13 protein-coding genes are annotated in these 10,917 nt (G+C 67.4%); 8 read left to right on the forward strand and 5 right to left on the reverse strand.

All coding sequences use genetic code 11. The features are described 5' to 3' along the window. Positions 1–404: 404 nt before the first annotated feature. From ACYVLQ_RS18220 to ACYVLQ_RS18230, 3 genes are read right to left on the reverse strand one after another with little or no spacing between them, the layout of a single operon-like run. A complete protein-coding gene (locus ACYVLQ_RS18220; RefSeq protein ID WP_460698684.1) occupies positions 405–1,556 on the reverse strand; it encodes a glycerate kinase in 1,152 nt (383 codons plus the stop codon). A 5-nt stretch (positions 1,557–1,561) separates the two neighbouring features. Next, entirely contained in the window at positions 1,562–2,446 is an 885-nt protein-coding gene (locus ACYVLQ_RS18225) for a 2-hydroxy-3-oxopropionate reductase (RefSeq protein WP_460698685.1), read from the reverse strand. 11 nt (positions 2,447–2,457) lie between these two features. After that, a complete protein-coding gene (locus tag ACYVLQ_RS18230; RefSeq protein ID WP_460698686.1) occupies positions 2,458–3,267 on the reverse strand; it encodes a hydroxypyruvate isomerase family protein in 810 nt (269 codons plus the stop codon). Between the two features lie 443 nt (positions 3,268–3,710). On the opposite strand from ACYVLQ_RS18230, the gene uraD reads away from it, so the two are divergent. From uraD to ACYVLQ_RS18250, 4 genes are all read left to right on the forward strand, one after another. After that, positions 3,711–4,208: a 2-oxo-4-hydroxy-4-carboxy-5-ureidoimidazoline decarboxylase gene (uraD, locus tag ACYVLQ_RS18235; RefSeq protein WP_460698687.1), complete on the forward strand. Its 498-nt coding sequence runs from the start codon at positions 3,711–3,713 to the stop codon at positions 4,206–4,208. Then, positions 4,205–4,540: a hydroxyisourate hydrolase gene (gene uraH / locus ACYVLQ_RS18240; protein WP_460698688.1), complete on the forward strand. Its 336-nt coding sequence runs from the start codon at positions 4,205–4,207 to the stop codon at positions 4,538–4,540. The genes uraD and uraH overlap by 4 nt, the downstream gene beginning before the upstream one ends. Before the next feature lie 5 nt (positions 4,541–4,545). Then, complete coding sequence (gene pucL / locus ACYVLQ_RS18245; RefSeq protein ID WP_460698689.1) at positions 4,546–5,451, forward strand: factor-independent urate hydroxylase; 906 nt, start codon at positions 4,546–4,548, stop codon at positions 5,449–5,451. A 200-nt stretch (positions 5,452–5,651) separates the two neighbouring features. Further along, entirely contained in the window at positions 5,652–6,416 is a 765-nt protein-coding gene (locus tag ACYVLQ_RS18250) for an IclR family transcriptional regulator (RefSeq protein ID WP_460698690.1), read from the forward strand. Positions 6,417–6,425: 9 nt separating this feature from the next. Here the strand turns inward: ACYVLQ_RS18250 and ACYVLQ_RS18255 are convergent, their stop codons facing one another. Further along, positions 6,426–7,076, reverse strand: coding sequence for a Uma2 family endonuclease (locus tag ACYVLQ_RS18255; protein ID WP_460698691.1), 651 nt, complete (start codon positions 7,074–7,076; stop codon positions 6,426–6,428). A 232-nt stretch (positions 7,077–7,308) separates the two neighbouring features. Then, positions 7,309–7,572 carry a hypothetical protein gene (locus ACYVLQ_RS18260; protein ID WP_460698692.1) on the reverse strand — a complete coding sequence of 88 codons (264 nt, stop codon included), beginning with the start codon at positions 7,570–7,572 and terminating at the stop codon, positions 7,309–7,311. Between the two features lie 194 nt (positions 7,573–7,766). Here ACYVLQ_RS18260 and ACYVLQ_RS18265 point away from each other — a divergent pair, with 194 nt between their 5' ends. The 4 genes from ACYVLQ_RS18265 (at position 7,767) to ACYVLQ_RS18280 (ending at position 10,648) form a co-directional block, all read left to right on the forward strand. After that, positions 7,767–8,507 (forward strand): helix-turn-helix domain-containing protein, encoded by a 741-nt coding sequence (locus ACYVLQ_RS18265; protein WP_460698693.1) that lies wholly within the window; start codon positions 7,767–7,769, stop codon positions 8,505–8,507. 4 nt (positions 8,508–8,511) lie between these two features. Then, positions 8,512–8,982, forward strand: coding sequence for an NUDIX hydrolase (locus ACYVLQ_RS18270; protein WP_460698694.1), 471 nt, complete (start codon positions 8,512–8,514; stop codon positions 8,980–8,982). Positions 8,983–9,203: 221 nt separating this feature from the next. Then, positions 9,204–10,097: an alpha/beta fold hydrolase gene (locus ACYVLQ_RS18275; protein ID WP_460698695.1), complete on the forward strand. Its 894-nt coding sequence runs from the start codon at positions 9,204–9,206 to the stop codon at positions 10,095–10,097. Further along, positions 10,094–10,648 (forward strand): CGNR zinc finger domain-containing protein, encoded by a 555-nt coding sequence (locus ACYVLQ_RS18280; RefSeq protein ID WP_460698696.1) that lies wholly within the window; start codon positions 10,094–10,096, stop codon positions 10,646–10,648. The genes ACYVLQ_RS18275 and ACYVLQ_RS18280 overlap by 4 nt, the downstream gene beginning before the upstream one ends. Positions 10,649–10,917: the final 269 nt, after the last annotated feature.

Consider the following 10,917-nt stretch of genomic DNA (forward strand, 5'->3'; position numbering starts at 1 on the left):
AACGCCTGTCTCGCCGCGGTGCACCGGCCCGTCGACGGCTGCGCCTCTCGTCGCCCTCGGTACTGGCCCGGGGGTGGGGCGCAGGGGCCGAGGACGCGCTGCTGTCGACGGGGTGCCGGGTTCCGAGGTTCGGGCGGAACGCGGCGGCGGTGGCGCGCCGACGGTCGGGTCGGCGGCGAGACAGGTGGCGGCGGGGAGCCGGGGCGCCCGGCAGCGCCCGGTCCAGGGCGACAGATGCTCCATCGGCCCAGCGGAAGTCGGGGACCCATTGACGGCGGTATGGGTACCCGGCCTCCGCAGGGGCGACGGCGCGGCGATGCGCACTGGTTGTCGGTTCTCGCACGGGTTACAAGTGGCTGAAGGGGGTGCGGGAATGTGTAGTGGGTGCGGGAGGTGGGGGATGGTCATGGGGTGCTGCTTCGAGCGGGGGTGGGGAGGAAGGCGCGGGCGAGGCTTTCGCCCTGGAGTTCCAGGAGTTCTGCGGCGTTGTCCTGGCAGCGTTGGAGGTCGGGTTCGAGGTCGGTAAGGGGGTACGCGGCGGCGAAACCAGCTGAGCGGAGCTGGTTCTCGTCGAGCAGGGCGCGGCCCGCAACGGCGACGGTCGGTACGCCCGCCGCGGCGGCGCGCGCGGCGACACCCACGGGGGCCTTGCCGTGCAGGGTCTGTTCGTCGAGCGAACCCTCGCCGGTGATTACCAGGTCCGCGTCCTTCAGGCTGCGATCGAAGCCCGCCAGGTCGAGCATCACATCGATGCCCCCGGCCCGGCGGGCGCCGAGCACGGCGATCGCCGCGAACCCGATGCCGCCCGCCGCACCGGCGCCCGGCCGCCCGGCGGCGTCGAATCCGGTGCGTTGCGCGACCAGCCTGGCCCAATGCGCCAAACCCGCCTCCAGCGCGGCCACGGCACCGGCGCCCGCCCCCTTCTGCGGCGCGAAAATGCTTGCGGCGCCGACCGGTCCGAGCAGGGGATTGTCGACATCGCTGGCCAGCAACAGCTCCACCTCGTGGATGCGGGGATCGAGCTGGTGCAGATCCAGGTAGGCGATGTCGGTCAGACCACCGCCACCCGGACCCGCCGGACGCCCGTCCGCGTCCAGCAGCGCCGCGCCCAGCCCTGCCAGCAGACCGGCGCCACCGTCGGTGCAGGCGCTGCCGCCCACGCCGAGAACAACTGTGCCGCAACGGGTATCGAGCGCCGCGCGGAGCAGCTCACCGACCCCGAGGCTGGTCGCGGTGAGCGGGGCGGGCCTGCCGCCCGGCAGCTGCGAGAGCCCGCACGCCGCGGCGGCCTCCACTACCGCGACACTTCCGTTGTGCGCGAACGCCGCCCGCACCACCTCGCCCGTCGGCCCGCTGACTTCCGCGGTGGCGCGGTCGAATCCGGCCGCCACCGCCGCGTCCACCGTCCCCTCCCCGCCGTCGGCCACGGGGACCCAGCGGATGTCGGCGTCGGGGCGGACCCGCCGGATTCCGGCGGCCACCGCGTCGGCGACCGCGCCGGCGCTCAGCGACCCCTTGAACTTGTCCGGGGCCAGGACGATTCGTGGTGCGTTCACGGCTGCTACCTCTCGCCGCGGCCGTTGAGGTTCTCGATCACTTTCAGCAGCGCCGAATGATCGAGCGATCCGTAACCCTCGGCGCGGCCCGCTGCGATGAGCGAAGCCACCAGCGCGCCGGTGGGCAGCGCGATATCGGCCTGCCGGGCGGCGTCGGCGACGATGCCCATATCCTTGTGGTGCAGGTCGATTCGGAAGCCAGGCGCGAACTCGCGGGCCACCATGGACTTGCGCTTGAGTTCCAAGATGCGGCTCCCGGCCAGCCCGCCCGCCAGCACGTCCAGTCCCTTGCCCGCGTCGACGCCCAGCGACTCCATCAGCACGATGGCCTCGGCCACCAGGGCGTAGGTGCCGCCCACGACCAACTGGTTGGCGGCCTTGACGATCTGCCCGGCGCCGTGCTTGCCGACGTGGATGAAGGTCTTACCGACGGCATCGAAAATCGGTGTGGCAGAGGTGAAATCGGATTCGACACCGCCGACCATGATCGACAGCACGCCCTGCTCGGCACCGGCCTGACCGCCGGACACCGGCGCGTCCAGCACCCGGAATCCGTCCGCGGCGCCCGCCTCGGCGATCGCGATCGAACTCTCCGGCCGGATGGTCGAAAAGTCGATCAGCAGAGCGCCTTTCGGGGCGTTGGCGAAGACGCCGTCCGCGCCGAGCACCACCTCCTCGACCTGAGGGTGGTTGGGCAGCATGGTGATCACGATCTCGGCGTCGCGCACCGCCTCGGCGATACTCCCGGCCTTCTTGCCGCCCTCGGCCTCCAGCTTGTCCAGCGCCTCGGTGTTGAGGGTGTAGCCGGTGACCTCGTGTCCGGCCCGCACCAGGTGGCCCGCCATCGGCGAACCCATGATGCCGAGGCCGATGAAACCGATCTTGCTCATTCACTTGCTCCTTATCGCGTGGGCAGCCAGGCGAAGCTGTCGGCGCTGGCGCCGGAGGGGATGTATTCGGCGGCGATATGACCGCGGTATCCGGCCGCGCCGATCTTGTCGACGTAGCCGAAGATGTCGAGTTCGCCGGTGCCGGGCTCGTGCCGCCCGGGAGCGTCGGCGATCTGCACGTGGGCGATCCGGTCGCCGTAGCGCTCGACGACCTTGTCCAGGTCGTCGCCGTTGGTGGCCAGGTGGTAGAGGTCGGCGAGCAGGCCCAGGTTCGCCGCCCCCTGCGCGGCGCGCACCCGATCGAGCACACCGACCACATCCGCGGCGGTCCGCAGCGGATAGGCCTCGACGCCGCTGACCGGCTCCAGCAGCACGGTGCCGTCGATCTGGCCGATCGCGCGCGCGGCCAGCGCCAGGTTGCGCAGCGCCACCTCGTCCTGCTGGCCGGGGTCGACGCCCTGGATCCTGTTGCCGTACAACGCATTGAACGCGCGGCAGCCCAGCCGGCGCCCGATCCGCACGGCGACCGCGACGCTGTCGGCGAACTCCTGCTCGCGCCCCGGCCACGACACCAGCCCGCGCTCGCCCGCGGGCATGTCACCGGCGAAGAGGTTGAGGCCGATCAGCCGCACACCCGCCTGCTCGATGGCCTGCACGAAGTCGTCCACGTCGGCGTCGGTGGGGGTGGCGGTGTCGAACGGCCACCAGAACTCGACCGCGTCGAAGCCGGCCGCCTTGGCCGCGGCGGGGCGGTCCAGCAGCGGGATCTCTTTGAACAGGATGGACAGGTTCACCGCGTAGGGCAGTGGTTGGTCAGTCATGCGGTTCTCTTCTTCTCTGTTGGACCCGCCGCGCCGGTGGGGGCCGGGCGGGGGCGCCGTCGTCCTCGGTGCTGCTGTCGGCCGGGGCATGCCCTCGCCGACGCAACCTTGGGGATCTACGTCCCGTCTCGATTCCGGCGGATGCCCGTCGGCCGGTTCCGTTGGTGGATGTCGCCCTGGTCGAGGCGATGTTCGGGCCTTTCACGGAACGGCATCTATGCCCTGACCACCTGGGCCTTGGTTCCGTGATATGGAATCTTTCTTCCGTTATTCGACGGTAGCGGCAATCAAGTGTGGCGGTCAACACTTTGGCCGAAATCCGAGTGAACTCCCGGCGGGCCGTTGACAGGTCGTTGTGACCGGCCTTACATTCGATCATACGGAATCGAAATTCCGCATTGCAGAAGTATAGCTACCCGGTCTTCCGGAGGGAGGTGCGTCCGGTGAAGGAATTGCAGTCGATCGCCCGACTCAACGAACTGCCCGCCGAAACCTGGCGGGCGGCGCTGGAACCCGTTGTGGCCGTGGCGGAATGGATCGACGAGGTGGCGGCGGCCCGGCCCTACGCCGACCGGGCGGCGCTGCTGGACCTGGCCGAGCGGTCGGCGCTCGCGCTTACCGAGGCTCAGGTCCGCCGGGCGCTGGCTGACCATCCGCGCATCGGCGCCGCCACCGCGCCCGGCTCCCGGGCCGCGCGCGAGCAGTCGGGGGTCGACCTCGCCGACGCCGAACTTGCCGAGCAACTGCGCGACGGCAACCTCGCCTACGAGCAGAAGTTCGGCCACATCTACCTGGTGTGCGCCTCGGGCCGCAGCGGCCACGAGATGCTCGCCGACCTGTCGGAACGGCTCGGCAACGAACCGGCCGACGAAATCCTGGTCACCCGAAGAGAACTCGCCGCCATCGCACGACAGCGGCTGGAACGGATGGTTGTTCAATGACGCGTAGCGCGATCACCACCCATGTGCTCGACACCGCGGCCGGTCATCCGGCTCGGGGTGTCGCGGTGCGACTGGAGGCCCGAACCGGCGACGGCTGGCGGGAGCTGGGCAGCGGCCGCACCGACGACGACGGCCGGGTCGCGGTCATCGGTCCGGAGCGGGTGGACGCCGGTGACTACCGCCTGATCTTCGACGCCGCAGGCTATTTCGGCGATCGCGACCGATTCTTTCCCGAGGTGACGGTGACCTTCACCGTCGCCGATCCGCGGCAGCACCACCACGTGCCGCTGCTGCTGTCCCCGTTCGCCATTTCCACCTATCGAGGGAGCTGACTTCCATGGCCATCCAGCTCGGGTCCAACCAGTACGGCAAGGCCGAGAACCGCCTCGTCCGGGTCTTCCGCGACAGCGCGCGACACCAGATCCGCGACCTCAACGTCTCCTCCGCGCTGCGCGGCCGGTTCGCCGACGCCCACATCACCGGGGACCAGTGCGACATCCTGCCCACGGACACCCAGAAGAACACCGTTTTCGCCTTCGCCAAGGAGAAGGGCGTGGAGGCGATCGAGGACTTCGGCCTGACCCTCGCCGACCACTTCATCGCCCGCTGCCCGGGCGCCGACGGCGCACGCGTGGAGATCGACGAATACGCCTGGGACAGAATCCCTGTCGACGGCATCGGCCACGACCACTCGTTCGTGCGGAGCGGCGGCGGCGTGCGGACGACGGTGATCAATGTGGACGGAGTCGGCCCGGACCGGCGCGCGCATGTCGTCTCGGGCATCAAGGATCTGGTGGTGCTGAAATCGACCGGGTCGGAGTTCCACGGCTACTTCAAGGACAAGTACACCACGCTCGAGGAGACCAACGACCGGATTATGGCCACCTCGCTGGTGGCTCGGTGGCGCTACGACCACACGGATGTCAACTGGGACAAGTCTTTCGACTCCATTCGCTCGATCCTGCTGCGCCAGTTCGCCGCCGTGCACTCCTACGCCCTGCAGCAGACCCTCTACAGCATGGGTCGCGCAGTGCTCGAGCAGCATCGGGAGGTCGCCGAGATCAAATTCTCCGCGCCGAACAAGCACCACTTCCTGTACGACATAGGACGTTTCGGCCTCGACAACCCGGGCGAGGTGTTCATCGCCGCGGACCGGCCCTACGGCCTGATCGAGGCCGCGGTCGAGCGCGACGACGCCACCGACCGCGGCGCGGCGTGGCACGGAATCCCCGGCTTCTGCTGACGCCCGGCCTACGCATCTGAATACCGGCGTGCGGCGATGGCGGCTATGAAAGCCTCCGATGTGCCAGAATGGCGGGTGCGACGGCAGGACGTGTCAACTCTTCCGTATTATCGAAGTCTATTTCCACTATGCGAACTTCCATAAGGTGGAACGAGGCTGCGAAGATGGTGGGCATGCCCACTCAGGACGGAAGGATCGCCGTGACCGAAGCCAGTCCGCGGACCGGCGGGGTGCAGTCGGTCGATCGCGCCTTCGAACTGCTGGAGCTGGTCGCCGACGCGGGCGGGGAGGCGACGCTGTCGCAACTGGCCGAGGCGTCCGGCTTGCCGCAGCCGACCATTCACCGGCTGCTGCGCACCCTGATTACCGGCGGTTACATCCGGCAGCAGCCGTCGCGCCGATACTCCTTGGGGCCCAGGCTGATTCGCCTCGGCGAGACCGCCGGTCGAGTGCTCGGCGCCTCGGCCCGCCCGCACCTGACCCGGCTGCGCGACCTCACCGGCGAGACCTCCAACATGGCGGTGCTCGACGGCGACCAGGTCGTCTACGTCGCCCAGGTGCCCTCCCCGCACGCCATGCGCATGTTCACGGAGGTGGGCCAGCGCGTGGACCTGCACTGCACCGCCGTCGGCAAGGCCGTCCTCGCGACCCTGGCGCCCGAGGAGAGCGACCGCATCCTGTCCCGCATCGCCATGAGCCCCCGCACCACCCACACCATCACCGACCCGTCGGTCATGCGCACCGAGGTCGACCGCATCCGCATCCAGGGCTACGCGGTCGACGATGGCGAACAGGAAATCGGCGTCCGGTGCTTCGCGGTCGCGATCCCGAATGCCCCTACGCGAGCGGCAATTTCGATCTCCGGCCCGCAGGCCCGAGTCTCCGGCCTGGACATGGACTCGATCATTCCGCTACTCCAGGAGACCGCAGCGAACCTGGGCAAGGACCTGACGGCCCAGACCTGACCGCCGCGGTCAGAACTCCAACTCGGACCAGGGGATACGGATGGGATAGGGAAACTCGAACGAGATCCCTGCCGTCCTGGTCGCTGCCCACTCATCGGCAATCACGTAGTTGGCAGGGTGAAGCGGTCTGACTCCGGACGGCAAGCGCCCATGACCCGTCTCCAGCGCATATGCGCGGACAACGTTGATGGGGTTGTCGCGCCCCAGGAGCACTTCCCAATACCAGGGAATGCCTGCGCTGGCGTAACGCGCCTTCTTCGCTTCTATGTCGCGATCGGTGTTTGACGGCGAAAGTACTTCGCCCGCGAGGTAGACATCGGCAGCACGGATGTCTTGAAACGCCTCCTCCAGGCGCCTGTACACGAGGAAATTGGGAGTCACGAAGTCCGATTTCCCAGTGTCGCCGAAGAATACATTCGTTTCGATGGTTACTCGCCAGCAATGCTCTCGGTGACCGGCCACGTCATCCCGGGCGCATCTGCGCAGCGCATTACGGAACTCAGCCGAGAAGTCCTGGTGCTCGGCCGGACCCCGCCGAACCCACACCACCCTGCCGTCCCACAGCTCGATCTGACCCGCGATCTCCTCGGAGAGGCGTCCGAGTTCTTCCCAGGTCATGTACTCGGGAAGATCGGGTCGCTCGACGTGTGGAGTCGACATGGTGTCGATGTTAATCGTGGGCTGCCGCCGACCGGCAGGATTGCGTCGGGTCGTCTTGTGGGCGGCGGATTGGGAGATGCATAGTCACTACTGCCGAGAGCAAAGTCGCCACTCGGTCGGGCGGCGGGTATCTACTCGTCGCCCTGGTCCCTATCGGGCCACCAGATCGACGCCACCAACACCAGCAGGGGCAGCCCGGCTGCGACCACCAGTCCGACGACATTCCACCCACTCATCGTGCCGCCCCCGTTATCGACCAGCGCGCGAAGCTCAACCGCGGCAATACCGTTTCCACGTCCGCGACAACCATCGTCGCGTTCAGCTCGAGTGGGTCGAGATGGTCGGGCGCCGGAACGATCACCACATCCGCGCCAGCGTTGCGCGCCTGATCCGCGACCGGCAAGACCGAGAGTTCGCGCGGCCACACCAGCCGGTATCCAAGCCGCCGCGCGAGCCGCTGTACCTGGGAGCGATCCCACTCGGGCGCGCTGCTCACCTCGTAGTCGATCCATCCGAAAGCGGTCGGCCGCGTCACCGTGTCCCCTGCCGTGTGTGGTTGGGATGCACTCGCTGCCGAGGTTGGCGACACCCGGCAGCGCGTGCTGCACACAGGGTCTCGCTGAGCGTTGGGGCATCGGAACCTCCTACGTTTCCCACTTCGGGACGTCCCGGCTGGTGTATAACGTCCCTATGTCGAATGAGCGGTTGCGAACTGCCCTGGCGTCGCGAGGATGGACCCATGCGAGCTTGGCCGAGGCGACAGGCGTGGATCCGAAATCTGTTGAACGCTGGGTGAACCTCGGTCGAGTCCCTCGGCGGCGTACCGCGATCCAAGCTGCTGAGTTTTTGGGTGAGGATGTCCATGCTCTGTGGCCCGCTCTACGGCAGCCGCGCACAGCCCGTGCCGTCAGTCCAGAGCTTGTTGCCCTCTACGACCAGAGGGCATGCGTCCCGGCGTCGATGTTCGTCGACCTGTTCGCGGCGGCGCGTGACCGCATCGACATCCTGGTCTACGCGGCGGTCTTCCTCCACGAGGCGTACCCAAGTCTCAACGATCTTCTGATCGAACGAGCCGAGGCGGGCTGTGCGATACGGATCGCCGTGGGTGACGCCGATAGCGCCAATGTCCTGCAACGGGGCAGGGAAGAGAAATTTGGGCACGGTATCGAATCCCGCTGCCGTCTCGCCTTGATGCACTACCGGGCACTGCGAGTAACACCGAGTATTGAGCTGCGGACCCATGCCACGACGCTTTACAACAGCATCTTTCGAGCCGACGAAGAAATGTTGGTCAACGCCCACATGTGGGGAGTGAATGCTTACAAGGCGCCCGTCTGGCATCTGCGTCGCACCCTCGACGGTGGCCTGTTCGACACCTACAGCGACAGTTTCAACGCGGTCTGGCAAACGGGCCGACCAGTGGAAGGCTGAGCCGATGGCGCGCACCGAGTTCTACGATGACCCAGCAGCACCGGAGCCGAACAGTCTTGTCGTTGCGGCGTCCGCGGTGGTGTGCGATGACACGGGTCGCATTCTGCTTCAGCGGCGTGCTGACAGCGGCTTATGGGCGCTGCCCGGCGGCGGCATGGAGATGACCGACAGTCTCCCCGGCTGTGCGATACGAGAGGTCAAGGAGGAAACCGGCCTCGACATCGAAATCACCGGGCTCGTCGGCACTTACACCGATCCGCGCCACGTAATCGCCTACAGCGATGGCGAGGTCCGACGCCAGTTCAACGTATGCTTCCTTGCTCGTGTCATTGGGGGTGAGCTCGCGATCTCCGATGAGTCCACCGAACTACGGTTCGTATCCCCCGCCGATCTGAGCAGTCTCGACATGCATCACACGCAGCGACTCAGGCTGACCCACTATCTGGAGGGACGAAGCGCGCCATATCTCGGCTGATTTCGCCTGCAGCGCGCTCGACCCACCCGGCGTAGCTGTCGGTACACCATTCGATCGGTGTCGCGGTCAATTCCGGGCTGTCCCAAGGGTGCAGTTCTAAGACCGCGCTGCCAGCCCGTCCCGTCCGGCCGTGCAGGTGCGCTGAGATCAGCAACCGTTTAAAACCCTCAATAAGGTTACTCTGGGGAGTACAAGGTCCCGACGTTGGAGGGAGTGCTGTGATGCGTATGGCCAAGACGAGGCATCTGTGGCGGGAGCTGGATGGGGTGACGGTGCGGTATCGCGAGGCGGGGGCGCCGTCCTCGACCGCGGTGCTGCTGCTGCATGGTTATCCCAGCTCGTCGTATACGTTCCGGGAGGTGGTGCCCGTTCTCGGTGAGCAGTTCTATGCGATCGCGCCGGATCTGCCCGGGTTCGGGTTCTCCGGTGCGCCGCCGCTCGAGGAGTACGAGTACACCTTCGAGCATCTGTCTCATGTGATCGAGTCGCTCATCGACGAGCTCGGTGTGGAGCGCTATGTGCTCTACGTGACCGACTTCGGTACGCCTGTCGGGTATTTGATGGCGATGCGTCATCCGGAGCGGGTGCTCGGGCTGGTGGTGCAGAACGGCAACGCGCACGAAGAGGGGCTGCACGAGGCGTGGGATGCGCCCCGCCGGTACTGGGCGGAGCCGACCGAGGAGAACAGGGCGGCGCTGCCGGAGTGGCTGAACTTCTCGGCAACCCGTGATCAGTACATCGGTGAACAGCGGCCGGAGTTGCAGGAGCTGTATCCGTGCGAGTCGTGGCATCTCGACTGGGAACGGCTTGCCCGGCCCGGCAGTATCGATATCCAGTTCCAACTCTTCTACGACTATCGAAATCACGTGGCCCGCTTCGCGGATATCACGGCCTACCACAAGGAGTTTCAGCCCCCGTGCCTGGTGCTGTGGGGCCGCCACGACCCGTACTTCGACATCGCCGAGGTCCTGGCCTATCACCGGGAGATGACCGCGTTCGACGCCCATCTGTACGACGCCGGGCACTGCCTGCTGGAGACGCACGCGGCCGAAGTGTCGGCGCAGTTGGCCACCTTCGTCGGTGACGTGCTCCATCGGGCGGCGGCGCGAGCGTGACCACCACGTGGATCGACGACCATTTCATCGCCGGTGACATCGCCCTCGACTTCGCGAATACCGTCTACCGTCGCACGCCGGAACTCGGTGCCGATCTGCTCGGTAGCGGCGACGATCTGACGTCCTGGCTGCGCCACGCCGAACTGCTGCCGTCGTCCGGCAAGGTCCACCTCGACGAGCCTGCGCTGGCCGTCGCGCGGGTGCTGCGGGAGCGCTTCTGGGTGATCTTCGAGGCGCAGGCCCGTGGTCACGCCGTGCCCCCGGATGCGTTGGCGGGGCTCCTCGATACGGCACGTCGCGGCATCGGCAGCGATGTCACGGTGGGGCCGGACGGTTCCGTGGCGCCGCAAACGGCTCAGGGCGCGCTCACGGTGGTCGCGCTGGCCGGGATCAGGCTGGTACTGAGCCCACCGCCGCGCCCCGTGCGTACTTGCGATCGCTGCGGCTGGTTCTTCCTCGACAGCTCCCGCGGTCGGCGCCGTCGGTGGTGCAGCATGAAAACCTGCGGGAACCAGGCCAAGGCGGCGCGTTTCCGCTCCGCACATTCTTGATCCGGGGCGTGCCTCGGCTCCGCGGACGTCCCGAAGAGCCGGTTCGTGTGTGCGTCCCCGGAGTGTCTGTCATGTGTGTCGGCTATCGGGCCGTAGCGTGGTCAGATGGCGCTGTGCACGCTGACCGCGATCGGCTACGACCCGCGAGGACAAGCTCGTAGGAATTACCGCCGGGCATTGCGCCGAAAATACCGGGGCACTGGTCGGCGCGGAGGCGGCGTCCGGCGCCGGACCGCTCGGGTTCGTCGTGGTGCAGGATGCCGAAGACG

Source organism: Nocardia thraciensis, from assembly GCF_054782435.1.